Genomic DNA, 16,381 nt, shown 5'->3' with positions numbered 1-16,381 from the left:
TCAACCGCCTCCTACGAAAGTTACAATCTCAATTTGGTCCCCATCAAAAACAGATGTATCGTTATGATCATCTTTTTGTAAAATATCTTTATTACGTTCTACTACAACAATTCTGTTATCTAACTCTAAATGTGTAAGTAGCCCAGCTACTGTTTTTATACTCTCTGGTACTTCAATTTGGTTACCATTAATTTTTAAATTCAAACTTCCATCCCCTTTCTAAACCGTTTTAGAAAGCAATGAATCTAGCAAGTGATTCTCCTGCTTTCCTTCTATTAAATCAGCCATATACTGACCAGAAACAGGACTTAATAAAATGCCGTTTCGATAATGGCCCGTACAAGCATATAAACCTTTTATTTCTTCATGCTCTCCCATATAAGGAGCTTCATGATTAGACTGCGGTCTTAACCCAGCCCACGTACTTTCCCATTCTGCTTCTTTTAAAGCAGGCAATATTGTGTAGGCACGCTCTAATATGGCAGTAATACTTTCTGGTTGTACAGACTTATTAAACGTATGAGGCTTCATTGTTGCCCCAATTACGTAACGGCCACCACGTTTCGGTGTGATGTAAAATCTTTCTTGGAAAATAGGAGCTTTCAAGAGAGGTTTCCTGCTTCTTACTGCAACAACTTCACCCTTCACAGGATACGTGCCCCAATCACTATGGAAATAATGTAGTAATTTCGTACTCCATGAACCACCCGCAATAACAACTTTTTCACATGTGATAACACCTTCGCTCGTAACAATTCCAGTCACTTTATTATTTTCAATACGAATATCAAACACTTCTGTTTGTTCATATATATCAGCACCGGAAATTGCTGCAGAATGTGCGAATGCTTTCGTAAGCTCTGGTGCAATAACGTGACCATCTTTCGGATAATATACCGCTCCTATAATTGACTCGGAAAGAAACGGCTCTTTTTCCCGTAAATGGTCCCCCGTTAGAAATCGGGAATCTTCACCTGTTTTCTGCTGCCAATCCATAATATGAAGAATTCTTTTCTTCTCATCTTCATTTTGAGCGATGCGATAAATGCCCTTTTCTTCATACCCAATATCGATGCCTGTTTTTTCACGTAAAACTGCTGCAAGTTGTGGAAATATAGCACGGCTTTCTCTAGCAAGCTCAAACAACGGATCATATGCATCCCATTCTGCCTGAACACCGAGCAAACCAGCAGCTGCTTTCGAAGCTTCAGATGCGATTCCTTGCTTCTCTACAATCGCTATTTTATGCCCTCTTTCTGCTAGAAAGTGTGCAACTGAACTACCAATTACACCTCCGCCAATAATCGCTACATCGTACTTCTTACACATGTTTTTCCGCCCACTTTCTTATTGATTCCTTATAAGATTTCGCCTTGCTATGCGGATTACTACTGCTTATAATCCCGGACATAACAGCAATGCCACTTACACCATTTGCAAGAACATCACCTGTATTTTCAGGAGTGATTCCACCAATTGCAGTTATTGGTATGGATAAACACCTTGCCATATCAGCAATTTCTTCTAATCCTCTTGCTGGCACATCCTTTTTACAAGCCGTTGGAAATACATGACCGTAAACGAGGGAATCCGCTCCATTTTTAAATGCCACTATCGCTTCATCTAGAGAATGTACTGAATAACCAACATGCAAATAAGAAAACTTTTCTTTCACTGACCTTACATCTGCGCTTCGATATCCTAGCTGCACACGCGGAATATTTAATAGAATAGCAATATCAATTCGATCATTTATCACTATCTTCGATGTCGGAAAGCCTTTCTCCAAAAGACTTTCCACACCTTCATACAATTCCTTCGTACTTTTCTCACGCTCACGAATATGCAAATAATCAATCTCACTCTCAATTTGCATCGCTACATTTACTAACTCTTCGAATGGCATGTGACCATTTGAGATTACATGGAGCTCATTTTTCATATTCATTCGCCTACTTTAAAATGTTTTCGAATAATTCATCGGCTGGAACGATTTCTTTCGTCATTCCTTTTTCTTTCAGCCATTTATTTTGTTTCTCCCATGACTCTTTTGAATCTGATAAGAATGGCTCATCTTTCGTTTCCATCTTCTCTAATAAAATTTTCATACTTTCTTTTTCAACTTCTGGTACAAGTGGGAAGTTTTCTTTTTCTTGATGATTTAATAAAATATTCAATGCTTCATCCGGATTTTTCTTCATGAAATCATATCCTTTTTTCGCACCACGTAAAAAGGCCTGTAATGCTTCTTTATCCTTTTTCAAAGTTTTATCACCTGTTACAAACACAAGTTCATGATAATTCGGCACACCGTAATCAGCTGGATTAAAGTACGCTGGTTCATGGCCCTCATGACGCATAACAGGTACTTCATGGTTAATGTATGCTCCTGTTACAGCATCCACTTTTTTCGTAATTAACGCTGGTACTAAATCGAATCCAACATCGACTACTTTTACTGTATCTGGATTACCACCATCTTCTTTTACCATTGTTTTTAAATATGCTTCACTTAAAGGTGTTCCAGAATATCCAACTGTTTTTCCTTCTAAGTCTTTAGGTGACTTAATACCTGCTGATTTCAGCGATACAACATGATTTAATGGCGAACGTACGACAGCTCCAATTGATTTCACTGGAATTTGTTCATTTGCTTTTGCCATGACAACATCTGGTTGATAATACAAACCAACTGTCACTTTCCCTGCTGCCGCTAGCGTTAATGGATCAGTCGGATTAGAAGGGAATTTAATATTCACCTTGACTCCTTCTTCTTTAAAGTATCCTTTTTCAATTGCCGTATAAATAAAGCTATGTACCGCATTCGGGTACCAATCAAGCATTACTGTTATTTCTTTTTCTGATTTATTCTTATCTGATGCCGAGTTACTCGAACATCCTGCAATCATTGCAACTAATAATGTAAACACAAAGATGCGTTTTAATAATTTCATGAATGTTTCCTCCAACTAATAAATTTATTTTCCAATATAGAAATAAGTATGACGAAGAAAATAGCTAATAATGATAACAATACAATTGGTGCAAATACACCAGCTCCGTCTAACTGCGTCATCATTCTTTTACTGAAATATCCAAGCCCAGCTTGTGCACCGAGCCATTCACCAATCGCTGCCCCAATAACGCTAAGTGGTACCGCAATTTTTAACGCTGAAAAAAAGTAAGGAAGAGCAGATGGCAACTTTAGCTTTAGAAAAACATCTTTTTTCGTTGCACCATATGTAACTAATAGCTCCTCCCATTCTTTTTTCGTACTGCGCAGTCCATCATACGTATTGACCGCAATTGGGAAAAACGTAATTAAAACGGTAACAACAACCTTACTCCAGATGGTATATCCAAACCATAAAACGAAGAGCGGTGCAAGCGCAGTAATCGGGATGGTTTGTGAAGCAACTAATAACGGATAAAATGCTCTTTCCATCCACGTACTCGCATTCATTAACATTGCTAGCCCTACGCCCAGTACGATAGAAATAACAACGCCTATTAAAACGACGTACAACGTTGCAGGTAAATGAACCGTAAATAATATATCTTTCAGCGCCCATATCTTCATTACAATTGCAGAAGGTGATGGCAAAATGTACATCTCATCTACAATTCTTGCTCCTACTTCCCACAGAGCAAGTAAAATTCCACTTAATATTAGGGCAGGTAATAACTCCTTCAAGCGATTCATCATACGAGTACCTGCCTTTGTAACATACTAAGGAGCTCTTCTTTAAGCGCTAACACTTCAGGCTTATATAAATCTTTTCTTGTTCGGTTACGATCAAGCGGCACAATTCGCTCAGTTAAAGTTGCTATCGGTCGATTTTCTACAACCAAAATTCGATTAGAAAGAAACAATGCTTCTTCAACATCATGAGTGATAAATAAAATTGTTTTTTCCCACTCTTTCCATTGTTCAAACAACCATTCTTGCAAAGATGCCTTCGTTAAAGCGTCCAATGCGCTAAACGGTTCATCTAACAATAATATCTCCCCGCCTGTTAATAAAGTTCGGATAAAAGATACGCGTTGCCTCATACCACCAGATAAATCTTTCGGATATTTTTTCTCGTACCCTTGTAAACCAAATTTATGTAACAGTTCTTTCGCTTTTACTTGCGCTTCTTTCTTCTGCACACCTTGGCACTCTAGCGGCAGGGCAGCATTCTCAATAATCGTCCTCCACGGCAAGAGCATATCTTTTTGGGGCATATACCCTACAGGATGACTCTTTGTTTTTGTCAGCTCTATCTGTCCAGTACTTGCCTCTTCTAAGCCTGTAATAAGGCGAAATAAAGTACTTTTCCCGCATCCACTCGGCCCGATAATACTTACAAACTCTTTATCTTGTATAGAAGCATTTAATTCATTGATGATTGGTTTCTCATCATAATGAAAGGTAACATTATGAAACTGTAGTATGTTCTTGCTCCTCAAAACCCCACATCTCCTTACGATAAGCCATATCCCAGAATAAATATTCAAATCGGCTGGAATATAAGAAAATCTCCTCTAATCGGTCTAGCTCTTTCTCTGACTTTCCAACTGCCATTTCATTTAATAAATCTATTAACCAAATACAAAGGTTACCGTATTCTTCAGAACTATATCCTTGAATCCACTCTCCAAAGAACTCATGATCGCTTGCTCCAGGAATATCATTTAAACGCTTTCCGATCTCCCAATAGCTCCACATACATGGAAGTAAAGCTGATATTAATTCTGCAAGTGTGCCATTTTGAGATACAGACATCATGTAATTTGTATAGGCTAAATTTTTAGCAGATGGTTTCGCAGATTCTATCTCCTCTACAGTAATGCCAAGTTTGTTTGCATACTGTTTATGGATCGTCATTTCTCCATTTAAAATCCCATCAATTTGCTCTGCAAATTTTGCCATAACTTGTGGATTCGTTGCCTTTACAACCCCAATTGCATATAGCTTTGCATAATCTAACAAATATAAATAATCTTGAATAATATAGTACTGGAATTTGTCTTTTTCCAACGTACCATCCCCCATACCTACTACAAACGGATGATTATGACTTTTCTCCCAAACAGGCTGCACCGTATCAAATAATCTTTCACAAAATTTCATTAATAATTCCCCTTCCTATATATCTATTTATCTCAATAAAAAAACCACTTCTGTATATAAGAAGTGGTTACAGCAAATAAAATTATAATTTATTCGTTGTTCCACTTCCCTTCGCTAGTATTATCTAGATCAGGTGTTGTAAGGGTTAAGGATTATTCCTCTCTCAGCACGAAAAGCACCCCTAGTGGTGTTAATATGAAATTTTCAAATAAAAAAGCCCCGTTTCTATACGCAAAGAAACGGGGACTCATTGTTAATGTCCGAATTGCTTCCCTACGCTAGCATAATCTAGATCAGGTAATAAAAAGGATCAAAGGCTTATGGCCCTACTCTCAGCTGGCAACACCAGCCCTCCTAGCAAACTATAAAATTATCACTGTCAGTATAACATCGCCATAAGACATCATCAACTGTTTTAATTTTCTTAATTGCGAATTAAATCTTAACGTGTTAAACAAATATAAATGCGACCTCACAAATGATATATACAATATTTATATACGAATCTCTCTTCTGACATTATTTTTATTGATTTCATATTACATTTATGTGAATACGACCAATATATTATATCTTTATACTATAATAAAATTACAACTATACAACTAGAGGAGGTCTTTATTACATGAATATGAAAGCCACAGCTTTAACAGCAACTACTATCGCAATTGCTTCTTTACTTCCTTCTATGGGAGAATCCGATATACAAACAGCGGCTGCTAAGCAACCATCTACAGTAAAAACTGGATATGTAAAAATTGACAACGTTGCACTACATCAAAATAGCCATACAGACAGTGCAATAGTTGATACCATTCGATTTAATAGCCCGGTTACTATTCTTGAAACAGTTCAAGATTGGTATAAAGTATCTGTTAACAACAAAACAGGCTATATGAAAAAAGATGCAATTCTATTCAAAAAAAATGTTCAACCAAAGTCTCAATATATCGTAAATGCAAACGCATTAAACGTTCGTTCTGAACCTAATACAGAGTCTTCTATTCTAGATATATTACCAAATGGTCAATTCATTACCATTCAAGGTGAACAAGGAGATTGGTACAAAATATTACATAACGGTCAAATTGGTTACGTACAAAAAACATTTGTATCTAATGGATCCACACCTTTAGTAAAAGGTGTAACAGTACAAGGTTCTCCTTCTTATACTGTTGCAACACCAAAATTAAATGTACGTAGCAATGCTAGCACAAGTGGCACTCTACTTGGCTCATTACAAAATGGTACACAAGTGCAAGTAGTAGAAACGGTAGGTACTTGGTATAAAATTCGTTTTGGCACAGGATACGGATATGTAGCAAAACACTATGTAGTGCAAAATCAAAATCAAGCACAAGCTAAAACAGCTCAACCTGCATCAATTCCAGCAGTTTTCAAATTCCCTACTCAAGGGAAAATCAGCTCCACTTTTGATATGCGCTGGGAGCAAATGCATTATGGTATAGATATAGCAGCACAAGGAAATGTCTCTATTCAAGCTGCTGCTGCAGGTAAGGTTGTGAAATCTTATTATTCGGCTAGCTACGGCAATGTCGTGTTCATCGCCCATCAAATAAATGGGAAATTATATACAACAGTTTATGCTCATATGAAGGATCGCACTGTACAAGCTGGTGATCAAGTACAAACTGGACAATTAGTAGGTCATATGGGAAACACAGGTCATTCATACGGGCAACATCTCCATTTTGAATTACATAATGGGGAATGGAATTTTGAAAAAACAAATGCAGTAAACCCACTGCCATATTTAGTTAGGTAAATTATATGCCACGCAATATACCTCTCTTTATTGAATACCTGGCCTTTTTAGGTTTAATCTGTTGTTTAATCATTTATAATACGAACACTGTATTTTTATCTATTATTATTGCTTTTGTTGCTTTAGAAATCATTATGGAAGCATTACAAATGCGGCTAAAACAAAAAATTGCCCATATTTATAATGTAATTTTTCTTTTAAGTGCTCTTATAACAAATATAATTAGTAATGGTTTTTATTTATCTACCGTACTTCCTGTATTCTTTATAGGTGTTTTATTATTCATAGCTAGATACGTTCATGTTCCTAATAACCAAAAACATGAACAAGAAGCTTAGAAAGAGGAGACACTGTGTACCAATCTTTCAAAGATAATCCAATGAAATATATATTGAATTTATATGAAAAAATGAATACTTTTTTTGGTATACAAGGAAGTTATACTGCACAATTTCTCCTTTATGGAATGTTATTTCTTATCTTAGTTACTTTCTCCTTGCTCTACTAACAAAAAAAGGATCTCACATAAACTTGAGATCCTTTTTAATTTATATTAATTTTTAATATGTAAAATATGGTTTATCCACAAGCATATTTTTCATAAATGAAACTAAGATTATATTTTTTCTCTAAGCTCATTCTTTGTTCATCGTCGCACCAATAGAAAAGAATATCATGAATCGTTGCATAACGCTTATTTTTAAGAAATAGTTTAAAGAATGATGGTAAACAATCATGTAATTGTATAAATATATAATTGCGTAGTATTTCTTCTTTGTATTCAATTCCCTTACAAATATACAGTAATTCTTCACAATAATATGCATGCTGTGGAACTTGGATCATTTCGAAAAATGGTACATATGATAGTAGCTTTCCAATAAAATGACCATACCGATCCATTACCCCTATCGTCATATGCTCCATCATTTCTTTCATCACATATAAATAATCATCTACATGAGTTGTCTTTAAAGGGTCTAATCGATCGGAAATTTGTGAAAGTACAGCTCTTTGACAAGCTAAAACTGCTTGACTAGGTCCATAATATGATAGGAAGTCTGTACACTTACGATACTTTCGTAATAAGTCATGTGTATATAAATCATATACAAAAGTATTACAATACATTGCCAGACTCATCATATCACTATTTAATTGCTCTTTTGACAGTGTTTTAGCTCGCTTACACATATAAAAGAATGTAAATTCCAATACTTCTTTATGAGATAATAGATGTTTGCAATCTGTTATACATTTCTCACTAAATTTAACTCGCTCCCAAATTTCTACATCCTCAGCTGTTAATTCACCAATACGATATTTAATAATTAAATAGTTTAAAGCAACTGCTTTCGTCAAAAGATCCCATGTTTCATACTCCAATGAAGTTCGGACAAATTCATCTAGCCCTTGGGTTATCATAAAAGCATTTGCCTCTTCATACCAACCAATCTCTTGACATAAACGAAGAATACGTACTAGAGTTGGAATTTCATCTTTATGAAACTGCGGTAAATTCTTTACTTTATTCATGCCATATACGATAAATGCCGCTAAATTTTCTTCTTTATAAAATTCTTTTTCTTTCCATACTAATATAGTTCGCTCTTTCCTTTCACCTTTTGGATGACAAGGTACAAGCAAAGAAAATAACTCAGCGAAATTATTTGGTTCTATATATGTATCTGTAACCAAATTCCAATTTGGATCGCCCTGTACAGCCCTCATATAATTCCCCTTCCCTTTTTATCCCGCTATTTGCGGGCAGTAAGACTCCCACCTCAAAATTCTGCGAATGCGAGGAAGTTAGGTGGGAGATAAAACTGCCCATAAAAGCCCGATTGGTTCAACTAATAATTATTGGGGGATGGACACCCCCCAATAATTAAAGTTTCACTTTATCTACGTAGGAAATATTAATTCATTATTACATCATTAACAACGAATATTGTTATATTCAAAATCTATAATAACACTTATATCTCTCAGTATATCATTTTTTCTCTTATTAAAAATTAGGAATGACAAATTTAAAAAAACTGTCAAAAATATTGACTCTATACTTATTATATAATGTCTCAGATACATCACGCTAACATATTAGTTTAATCCGTATATACTAGAATAATGTATCTGATCTTTATACATAATTTATTCCATATGCTCTGAGATTTCACTTAAAGCAAACCCTGCTTGATCATCTGCTGATTTTCTTATAGCTAAATCACCTAGTGCTAGCATCCCAACAAGTTGACCGCTCTCAACAACCGGTAACCGTCTAATTTGATATTGTGCCATTAATTCTGTAGCTTTTTCAATAGAATCGTCTGGAGAAACTGAAACAATGTTTGTTGTCATTACATTTGTAATTTGATTAGATCCAGGATGTTTTTCAGCAATCCCACGAACAACTAAGTCTCGATCAGTAACAAGCCCAACAACTTGTTTATTTTCAATAACAGGAATCAATCCAACCGATTCTTCCTTCATTTTTACAGCTGCCTCATATACATTGTCTAATGGTGTACAATGTACGATATGAGTACTCATAAGTTCTCTAACTTGCGTCATTTTTCATCTCCTCCTTTTAATACATACCATAGCTTTTCCTAAATCCCTTTATTTATTTCAGGAAAATAAGGTGATAAAAAGAGGCTTATACATAATAAAAAAAGAGTCAGCAATATGCTGACTCTTTTTTTATGACCCGTACGGGATTCGAACCCGTGTTACCGCCGTGAAAGGGCGGTGTCTTAACCACTTGACCAACGGGCCATGGCTCCGCAGGTAGGACTCGAACCTACGACCGATCGGTTAACAGCCGATAGCTCTACCACTGAGCTACTGCGGAATATATATGGTGGGCCTAAATGGACTCGAACCATCGACCTCACGCTTATCAGGCGTGCGCTCTAACCAGCTGAGCTATAGGCCCATATACTTTACAGGGGCAGTAGGAATTGAACCCACACTGGAGGTTTTGGAGACCTCAGTTCTACCTTTAAACTATGCCCCTAAATGGTGCCGGCTAGAGGACTTGAACCCCCAACCTACTGATTACAAGTCAGTTGCTCTACCAATTGAGCTAAGCCGGCATAAAAAAAAAACAAAAAATGGTGGCTCGGGACGGAATCGAACCGCCGACACGAGGATTTTCAGTCCTCTGCTCTACCGACTGAGCTACCGAGCCAACATAAAATGGCGGTCCCGACCGGGGTCGAACCGGCGATCTCCTGCGTGACAGGCAGGCATGTTAACCACTACACCACGGGACCATTGGTTGCGGGGACAGGATTTGAACCTGCGACCTTCGGATTATGAGCCCGACGAGCTACCGTACTGCTCCACCCCGCGACGATATTATGTTTTAAAAATAAATGGAGGAGGTAGAGGGATTCGAACCCCCGCGCGACTCTCGCCGCCTGTCGGTTTTCAAGACCGATCCCTTCAGCCGAACTTGGGTATACCTCCATGAAGGAAAAATTAATATCTTATTCATTTTTATATGTAACTAAACCACTTTTTAAAAAAATGGAGGAGGTAGAGGGATTCGAACCCCCGCGCGACTCTCGCCGCCTGTCGGTTTTCAAGACCGATCCCTTCAGCCGAACTTGGGTATACCTCCGACATATAAAAAATAAAGTGGAGCCTAGCGGGATCGAACCGCTGACCTCCTGCGTGCAAGGCAGGCGCTCTCCCAGCTGAGCTAAGGCCCCATGTTTTTGGGAAAATCGGGAAGACAGGATTTGAACCTGCGACCCCCTGGTCCCAAACCAGGTGCTCTACCAAGCTGAGCCACTTCCCGTTAATAAAAGCGCGCCCGAGAGGAGTCGAACCCCTAACCTCTTGATCCGTAGTCAAACGCTCTATCCAATTGAGCTACGGGCGCATATGGTGCCGAGGGCGGGGGTCGAACCCGCACGGTGGTCACCCACCGCAGGATTTTAAGTCCTGTGCGTCTGCCTGTTCCGCCACCCCGGCATGTCATACTGAAAATTGGAGCGGAAGACGGGATTCGAACCCGCGACCCCAACCTTGGCAAGGTTGTATTCTACCACTGAACTACTTCCGCAAGACATGTTTGAGTTATTTTATTAAAAGTGCGGGTGAAGGGAGTCGAACCCCCACGCCAAAGGCGCTAGATCCTAAGTCTAGTGCGTCTGCCAATTCCGCCACACCCGCATATTTTTAAAGAAAATGGTGAGCCATGAAGGATTCGAACCTTCGACCCTCTGATTAAAAGTCAGATGCTCTACCAACTGAGCTAATGGCTCTTAATGGCTGGGCTAGCTGGATTCGAACCAGCGCATGACGGAGTCAAAGTCCGTTGCCTTACCGCTTGGCTATAGCCCAATAATTAAGAAATGGTGGAGGGGGGCAGATTCGAACTGCCGAACCCGAAGGAGCGGATTTACAGTCCGCCGCGTTTAGCCACTTCGCTACCCCTCCGACATATATGGTGGAGGATGACGGGATCGAACCGCCGACCCCCTGCTTGTAAGGCAGGTGCTCTCCCAGCTGAGCTAATCCTCCATTTTGCCTGGCAACGTCCTACTCTCGCAGGGACAAGGTCCCAACTACCATTGGCGCTAGAGAGCTTAACTTCCGTGTTCGGTATGGGAACGGGTGTGACCTCTCTGCCATCATTACCAGACTATATTCGATTGAGACAAACATTATTTTACTTGATTCACTTAGAAAGTCAATAAGTTTTTTATATTCTCTCAAAACTAGATAACGTTGCTTCATATTATATGGTTAAGTCCTCGATCTATTAGTATTCGTCAGCTCCACATGTCACCATGCTTCCACCTCGAACCTATCAACCTGATCATCTTTCAGGGATCTTACTAGCTTACGCTATGGGAAATCTCATCTTGAGGGGGGCTTCATGCTTAGATGCTTTCAGCACTTATCCCTTCCGCACATAGCTACCCAGCTATGCCCTTGGCAGAACAACTGGTACACCAGCGGTGCGTCCATCCCGGTCCTCTCGTACTAAGGACAGCTCCTCTCAAATTTCCTGCGCCCACGACGGATAGGGACCGAACTGTCTCACGACGTTCTGAACCCAGCTCGCGTACCGCTTTAATGGGCGAACAGCCCAACCCTTGGGACCGACTACAGCCCCAGGATGCGATGAGCCGACATCGAGGTGCCAAACCTCCCCGTCGATGTGGACTCTTGGGGGAGATAAGCCTGTTATCCCCGGGGTAGCTTTTATCCGTTGAGCGATGGCCCTTCCATGCGGAACCACCGGATCACTAAGCCCGACTTTCGTCCCTGCTCGACTTGTAGGTCTCGCAGTCAAGCTCCCTTATGCCTTTGCACTCTACGAATGATTTCCAACCATTCTGAGGGAACCTTTGGGCGCCTCCGTTACACTTTAGGAGGCGACCGCCCCAGTCAAACTGCCCACCTGACACTGTCTCCCGGGTCGATGAGACCCGTAGGTTAGAATTTCAATACAGTCAGGGCGGTATCCCACCAGCGCCTCCACCGAAGCTAGCGCTCCGGTTTCAATGGCTCCCGCCTATCCTGTACAAACTGTACCAAAATTCAATATCAGGCTACAGTAAAGCTCCACGGGGTCTTTCCGTCCTGTCGCGGGTAACCTGCATCTTCACAGGTACTATAATTTCACCGAGTCTCTGGTTGAGACAGTGCCCAAATCGTTACACCTTTCGTGCGGGTCGGAACTTACCCGACAAGGAATTTCGCTACCTTAGGACCGTTATAGTTACGGCCGCCGTTTACTGGGGCTTCAGTTCAGAGCTTCGCTTACGCTAACCCCTCTCCTTAACCTTCCAGCACCGGGCAGGTGTCAGCCCCTATACTTCGCCTTACGGCTTCGCAGAGACCTGTGTTTTTGCTAAACAGTCGCTTGGGCCTATTCACTGCGGCTTTCCGTTAAGAAAGCACCCCTTCTCCCGAAGTTACGGGGTCATTTTGCCGAGTTCCTTAACCAGAGTTCTCTCGCACACCTTAGGATTCTCTCCTCGCCTACCTGTGTCGGTTTGCGGTACAGGCACCTTTTATCTCGCTAGAAGCTTTTCTTGGCAGCGGGGAATCAAAGACTTCGCTCCATAAGGAGCTTCCCCATCACAGCTCAGCCTTCACGATAAGCGGATTTGCCTACTTATCAGCCTAACTGCTTGGACGTGCACAACCAATCGCACGCTTCTTCTATCCTTCTGCGTCCCTCCATTGCTCAAACGATAAAGAGGTGGTACAGGAATATCAACCTGTTGTCCATCGCCTACGCCTGTCGGCCTCGGCTTAGGTCCTGACTAACCCTGAGCGGACGAGCCTTCCTCAGGAAACCTTAGGCATTCGGTGGACGGGATTCTCACCCGTCTTTCGCTACTCATACCGGCATTCTCACTTCTAAGCGCTCCACCAGTCCTTCCGGTCTGACTTCACTGCACTTAGAACGCTCCCCTACCACTGATACCATTGGTATCAATTCGCAGCTTCGGTGGTGTATTTAGCCCCGGTACATTTTCGGCGCAGAGTCACTCGACTAGTGAGCTATTACGCACTCTTTAAATGGTGGCTGCTTCTGAGCCAACATCCTAGTTGTCTAAGCAACTCCACATCCTTTTCCACTTAATACACACTTTGGGACCTTAGCTGGCGATCTGGGCTGTTTCCCTCTTGACTACGGATCTTATCACTCGCAGTCTGACTCCTAAGGATAAGTCATTGGCATTCGGAGTTTGACTGAATTCGGTAATCCGATGAGGACCCCTAGTTCAATCAGTGCTCTACCTCCAAGACTCTTACACTTAAGGCTAGCCCTAAAGCTATTTCGGGGAGAACCAGCTATCTCCAGGTTCGATTGGAATTTCTCCGCTACCCACACCTCATCCCCGCACTTTTCAACGTGCGTGGGTTCGGGCCTCCATTCAGTGTTACCTGAACTTCACCCTGGACATGGGTAGATCACCTGGTTTCGGGTCTACGACCACGTACTAAACGCCCTATTCAGACTCGCTTTCGCTGCGGCTCCGCCTCTTCAGCTTAACCTCGCACGGGATCGTAACTCGCCGGTTCATTCTACAAAAGGCACGCCATCACCCATTAACGGGCTCTGACTATTTGTAGGCACACGGTTTCAGGATCTCTTTCACTCCCCTTCCGGGGTGCTTTTCACCTTTCCCTCACGGTACTGGTTCACTATCGATCACTAGGGAGTATTTAGCCTTGGGAGATGGTCCTCCCAGATTCCGACGGAATTTCACGTGTTCCGCCGTACTCAGGATACATTCAAGAGAGAACGAAGTTTCGACTACGGGGTTATTACCCTCTGTGACGGACCTTTCCAGGTCGCTTCGTCTACCTCGTTCCTTTGTAACTCCGTATAGAATGTCCTACAACCCCAAGAGGCAAGCCTCTTGGTTTGGGCTAGATTCCGTTTCGCTCGCCGCTACTCAGGAAATCGCATTTGCTTTCTCTTCCTCCAGGTACTTAGATGTTTCAGTTCCCTGGGTCTGTCTTCCATACCCTATGTATTCAGGTAAGGATACCATACCATTACGTATAGTGGGTTTCCCCATTCGGAAATCTTCGGATCAAAGCTTACTTACAGCTCCCCGAAGCATATCGGCGTTAGTCCCGTCCTTCATCGACTCCTAGTGTCAAGGCATCCACCGTGCGCCCTTTCTAACTTAACCAAACTAAAATTAAAAAAATATGAGCTACACTGTTATCTAGTTTTCAAAGAACATACATTTAAACTTGAGAGATAGTTCTCTCAAAACTGAACGAAACAAAACAAGTCAACGTTTATTGATGAACTGCGTTCATCAATTCTCCATAGAAAGGAGGTGATCCAGCCGCACCTTCCGATACGGCTACCTTGTTACGACTTCACCCCAATCATCTGTCCCACCTTAGGCGGCTGGCTCCATAAAGGTTACCCCACCGACTTCGGGTGTTACAAACTCTCGTGGTGTGACGGGCGGTGTGTACAAGGCCCGGGAACGTATTCACCGCGGCATGCTGATCCGCGATTACTAGCGATTCCAGCTTCATGTAGGCGAGTTGCAGCCTACAATCCGAACTGAGAACGGTTTTATGAGATTAGCTCCACCTCGCGGTCTTGCAGCTCTTTGTACCGTCCATTGTAGCACGTGTGTAGCCCAGGTCATAAGGGGCATGATGATTTGACGTCATCCCCACCTTCCTCCGGTTTGTCACCGGCAGTCACCTTAGAGTGCCCAACTTAATGATGGCAACTAAGATCAAGGGTTGCGCTCGTTGCGGGACTTAACCCAACATCTCACGACACGAGCTGACGACAACCATGCACCACCTGTCACTCTGCTCCCGAAGGAGAAGCTCTATCTCTAGAGTTTTCAGAGGATGTCAAGACCTGGTAAGGTTCTTCGCGTTGCTTCGAATTAAACCACATGCTCCACCGCTTGTGCGGGCCCCCGTCAATTCCTTTGAGTTTCAGCCTTGCGGCCGTACTCCCCAGGCGGAGTGCTTAATGCGTTAACTTCAGCACTAAAGGGCGGAAACCCTCTAACACTTAGCACTCATCGTTTACGGCGTGGACTACCAGGGTATCTAATCCTGTTTGCTCCCCACGCTTTCGCGCCTCAGTGTCAGTTACAGACCAGAAAGTCGCCTTCGCCACTGGTGTTCCTCCATATCTCTACGCATTTCACCGCTACACATGGAATTCCACTTTCCTCTTCTGCACTCAAGTCTCCCAGTTTCCAATGACCCTCCACGGTTGAGCCGTGGGCTTTCACATCAGACTTAAGAAACCACCTGCGCGCGCTTTACGCCCAATAATTCCGGATAACGCTTGCCACCTACGTATTACCGCGGCTGCTGGCACGTAGTTAGCCGTGGCTTTCTGGTTAGGTACCGTCAAGGTGCCAGCTTATTCAACTAGCACTTGTTCTTCCCTAACAACAGAGTTTTACGACCCGAAAGCCTTCATCACTCACGCGGCGTTGCTCCGTCAGACTTTCGTCCATTGCGGAAGATTCCCTACTGCTGCCTCCCGTAGGAGTCTGGGCCGTGTCTCAGTCCCAGTGTGGCCGATCACCCTCTCAGGTCGGCTACGCATCGTCGCCTTGGTGAGCCGTTACCTCACCAACTAGCTAATGCGACGCGGGTCCATCCATAAGTGACAGCCGAAGCCGCCTTTCAATTTCGAACTATGCAGTTCAAAATATTATCCGGTATTAGCCCCGGTTTCCCGGAGTTATCCCAGTCTTATGGGTAGGTTACCCACGTGTTACTCACCCGTCCGCCGCTAACTTCATAAGAGCAAGCTCTTAATCCATTCGCTCGACTTGCATGTATTAGGCACGCCGCCAGCGTTCATCCTGAGCCAGGATCAAACTCTCCAATAAAGTTAGTTTGTCTAGCATCTAAAAATAAAAATTGACGTTCACGTTGTTTGTTTCGTTCAGTTTTCAAAGAACTTGTCTGCCGCTTCAAAAGCGACTTCATCA

The 16,381-nt window shown here is 42.0% G+C and carries 11 protein-coding genes, 20 tRNA genes, 3 rRNA genes and 2 riboswitches; of the genes, 2 read left to right on the top strand and 32 right to left on the bottom strand.

Annotation, left to right across the window (positions count from 1 at the left end; translation table 11 throughout):
• Genes thiS through tenA form a run of 7 tightly spaced genes read right to left on the bottom strand, consistent with a single transcriptional unit; the run spans position 1 to position 5,116 of the window.
• Positions 1-204 (bottom strand): sulfur carrier protein ThiS, encoded by a 204-nt coding sequence (gene thiS, locus QCI77_RS03905; RefSeq protein ID WP_002010653.1) that lies wholly within the window; start codon positions 202-204, stop codon positions 1-3.
• 15 nt (positions 205-219) lie between these two features.
• Positions 220-1,329, bottom strand: a complete 1,110-nt coding sequence (thiO, locus tag QCI77_RS03900; protein WP_353824524.1) for a glycine oxidase ThiO — start codon at positions 1,327-1,329, stop codon at positions 220-222.
• Complete coding sequence (gene tenI, locus QCI77_RS03895; RefSeq protein WP_353825754.1) at positions 1,322-1,942, bottom strand: thiazole tautomerase TenI; 621 nt, start codon at positions 1,940-1,942, stop codon at positions 1,322-1,324. Before tenI ends, thiO begins: the two co-directional genes overlap by 8 nt.
• Positions 1,943-1,952: 10 nt before the next feature.
• Complete coding sequence (locus QCI77_RS03890; RefSeq protein ID WP_242237848.1) at positions 1,953-2,954, bottom strand: ABC transporter substrate-binding protein; 1,002 nt, start codon at positions 2,952-2,954, stop codon at positions 1,953-1,955.
• Entirely contained in the window at positions 2,951-3,703 is a 753-nt protein-coding gene (locus QCI77_RS03885) for an ABC transporter permease (RefSeq protein ID WP_340780029.1), read from the bottom strand. Before QCI77_RS03885 ends, QCI77_RS03890 begins: the two co-directional genes overlap by 4 nt.
• Positions 3,703-4,452 (bottom strand): ABC transporter ATP-binding protein, encoded by a 750-nt coding sequence (locus QCI77_RS03880; RefSeq protein ID WP_078176273.1) that lies wholly within the window; start codon positions 4,450-4,452, stop codon positions 3,703-3,705. Before QCI77_RS03880 ends, QCI77_RS03885 begins: the two co-directional genes overlap by 1 nt.
• A complete protein-coding gene (gene tenA, locus QCI77_RS03875; RefSeq protein ID WP_061675219.1) occupies positions 4,421-5,116 on the bottom strand; it encodes a thiaminase II in 696 nt (231 codons plus the stop codon). Before tenA ends, QCI77_RS03880 begins: the two co-directional genes overlap by 32 nt.
• A gap of 89 nt (positions 5,117-5,205) precedes the next feature.
• Positions 5,206-5,309, bottom strand: a riboswitch (TPP riboswitch).
• Positions 5,310-5,369: 60 nt separating this feature from the next.
• Positions 5,370-5,482: riboswitch (TPP riboswitch) on the bottom strand.
• A gap of 259 nt (positions 5,483-5,741) precedes the next feature.
• Between tenA and QCI77_RS03870 the strand changes: the two genes are divergently transcribed.
• Together QCI77_RS03870 and QCI77_RS03865 are read left to right on the top strand one after the other, a co-directional pair.
• Entirely contained in the window at positions 5,742-6,902 is a 1,161-nt protein-coding gene (locus QCI77_RS03870) for an SH3 domain-containing protein (RefSeq protein ID WP_002029853.1), read from the top strand.
• Positions 6,903-6,907: 5 nt separating this feature from the next.
• Positions 6,908-7,240, top strand: coding sequence for a hypothetical protein (locus tag QCI77_RS03865; RefSeq protein WP_002010638.1), 333 nt, complete (start codon positions 6,908-6,910; stop codon positions 7,238-7,240).
• Positions 7,241-7,481: 241 nt separating this feature from the next.
• Here the strand turns inward: QCI77_RS03865 and QCI77_RS03860 are convergent, their stop codons facing one another.
• The 25 genes from QCI77_RS03860 to QCI77_RS03740 all read right to left on the bottom strand — a co-directional run bounded on the left by QCI77_RS03860 (position 7,482) and on the right by QCI77_RS03740 (position 16,279).
• Positions 7,482-8,633 carry a DUF3965 domain-containing protein gene (locus QCI77_RS03860; RefSeq protein WP_012260335.1) on the bottom strand — a complete coding sequence of 384 codons (1,152 nt, stop codon included), beginning with the start codon at positions 8,631-8,633 and terminating at the stop codon, positions 7,482-7,484.
• A 423-nt stretch (positions 8,634-9,056) separates the two neighbouring features.
• Entirely contained in the window at positions 9,057-9,476 is a 420-nt protein-coding gene (locus tag QCI77_RS03855; RefSeq protein WP_002010634.1) for a CBS domain-containing protein, read from the bottom strand.
• 132 nt (positions 9,477-9,608) lie between these two features.
• Positions 9,609-9,680: transfer RNA gene (locus QCI77_RS03850), tRNA-Glu, on the bottom strand.
• 1 nt (position 9,681) lies between these two features.
• Positions 9,682-9,756, bottom strand: a tRNA-Asn gene (locus QCI77_RS03845).
• Positions 9,757-9,763: 7 nt separating this feature from the next.
• Positions 9,764-9,840, bottom strand: a tRNA-Ile gene (locus tag QCI77_RS03840).
• 10 nt (positions 9,841-9,850) lie between these two features.
• Positions 9,851-9,921 (bottom strand) — tRNA-Trp (locus tag QCI77_RS03835).
• A gap of 3 nt (positions 9,922-9,924) precedes the next feature.
• Positions 9,925-10,000 (bottom strand) — tRNA-Thr (locus tag QCI77_RS03830).
• A 19-nt stretch (positions 10,001-10,019) separates the two neighbouring features.
• Positions 10,020-10,095: transfer RNA gene (locus QCI77_RS03825), tRNA-Phe, on the bottom strand.
• Between the two features lie 9 nt (positions 10,096-10,104).
• A tRNA-Asp gene (locus QCI77_RS03820) sits at positions 10,105-10,180 on the bottom strand.
• 2 nt (positions 10,181-10,182) lie between these two features.
• Positions 10,183-10,259: transfer RNA gene (locus QCI77_RS03815), tRNA-Met, on the bottom strand.
• A 24-nt stretch (positions 10,260-10,283) separates the two neighbouring features.
• Positions 10,284-10,376, bottom strand: a tRNA-Ser gene (locus tag QCI77_RS03810).
• Positions 10,377-10,437: 61 nt separating this feature from the next.
• Positions 10,438-10,530, bottom strand: a tRNA-Ser gene (locus QCI77_RS03805).
• Positions 10,531-10,548: 18 nt separating this feature from the next.
• A tRNA-Ala gene (locus QCI77_RS03800) sits at positions 10,549-10,621 on the bottom strand.
• Between the two features lie 15 nt (positions 10,622-10,636).
• A tRNA-Pro gene (locus QCI77_RS03795) sits at positions 10,637-10,710 on the bottom strand.
• Positions 10,711-10,720: 10 nt separating this feature from the next.
• Positions 10,721-10,794: transfer RNA gene (locus tag QCI77_RS03790), tRNA-Arg, on the bottom strand.
• 3 nt (positions 10,795-10,797) lie between these two features.
• A tRNA-Leu gene (locus QCI77_RS03785) sits at positions 10,798-10,886 on the bottom strand.
• Positions 10,887-10,902: 16 nt separating this feature from the next.
• Positions 10,903-10,977 (bottom strand) — tRNA-Gly (locus tag QCI77_RS03780).
• Between the two features lie 29 nt (positions 10,978-11,006).
• Positions 11,007-11,087 (bottom strand) — tRNA-Leu (locus tag QCI77_RS03775).
• A gap of 16 nt (positions 11,088-11,103) precedes the next feature.
• Positions 11,104-11,179: transfer RNA gene (locus tag QCI77_RS03770), tRNA-Lys, on the bottom strand.
• Between the two features lie 4 nt (positions 11,180-11,183).
• Positions 11,184-11,258, bottom strand: a tRNA-Gln gene (locus QCI77_RS03765).
• Positions 11,259-11,270: 12 nt separating this feature from the next.
• Positions 11,271-11,354: transfer RNA gene (locus QCI77_RS03760), tRNA-Tyr, on the bottom strand.
• A gap of 8 nt (positions 11,355-11,362) precedes the next feature.
• Positions 11,363-11,438, bottom strand: a tRNA-Val gene (locus QCI77_RS03755).
• 5 nt (positions 11,439-11,443) lie between these two features.
• Positions 11,444-11,559, bottom strand: a 5S ribosomal RNA gene (gene rrf / locus QCI77_RS03750).
• A 100-nt stretch (positions 11,560-11,659) separates the two neighbouring features.
• Positions 11,660-14,581, bottom strand: a 23S ribosomal RNA gene (locus QCI77_RS03745).
• 146 nt (positions 14,582-14,727) lie between these two features.
• Positions 14,728-16,279: ribosomal RNA gene (locus QCI77_RS03740) — 16S ribosomal RNA — on the bottom strand.
• The 16S, 23S and 5S rRNA genes sit together here with 20 tRNA genes alongside, the layout of an rRNA operon.
• Positions 16,280-16,381: the final 102 nt, after the last annotated feature.

The sequence above is a fragment of the Bacillus cereus group sp. MG9 genome (assembly GCF_040459995.1).
GTDB classification, from domain to species: domain Bacteria; phylum Bacillota; class Bacilli; order Bacillales; family Bacillaceae_G; genus Bacillus_A; species Bacillus_A mycoides.
This window is presented reverse-complemented; position numbering and strand designations above follow the sequence as displayed.

Bases quoted from the DNA above. Each gene is read 5' to 3' on its own strand.
- tenA (WP_061675219.1), bottom strand. From the start codon at position 5,116: ATGAAATTTTGTGAAAGATTATTTGATACGGTGCAGCCTGTTTGGGAG.
- QCI77_RS03855 (WP_002010634.1), bottom strand. From the start codon at position 9,476: ATGACGCAAGTTAGAGAACTTATGAGTACTCATATCGTACATTGTACA.
- thiO (WP_353824524.1), bottom strand. From the start codon at position 1,329: ATGTGTAAGAAGTACGATGTAGCGATTATTGGCGGAGGTGTAATTGGT.
- QCI77_RS03865 (WP_002010638.1), top strand. From the start codon at position 6,908: ATGCCACGCAATATACCTCTCTTTATTGAATACCTGGCCTTTTTAGGT.
- tenI (WP_353825754.1), bottom strand. From the start codon at position 1,942: ATGAAAAATGAGCTCCATGTAATCTCAAATGGTCACATGCCATTCGAA.
- QCI77_RS03890 (WP_242237848.1), bottom strand. From the start codon at position 2,954: ATGAAATTATTAAAACGCATCTTTGTGTTTACATTATTAGTTGCAATG.
- QCI77_RS03860 (WP_012260335.1), bottom strand. From the start codon at position 8,633: ATGAGGGCTGTACAGGGCGATCCAAATTGGAATTTGGTTACAGATACA.
- QCI77_RS03870 (WP_002029853.1), top strand. From the start codon at position 5,742: ATGAATATGAAAGCCACAGCTTTAACAGCAACTACTATCGCAATTGCT.
- QCI77_RS03885 (WP_340780029.1), bottom strand. From the start codon at position 3,703: ATGAATCGCTTGAAGGAGTTATTACCTGCCCTAATATTAAGTGGAATT.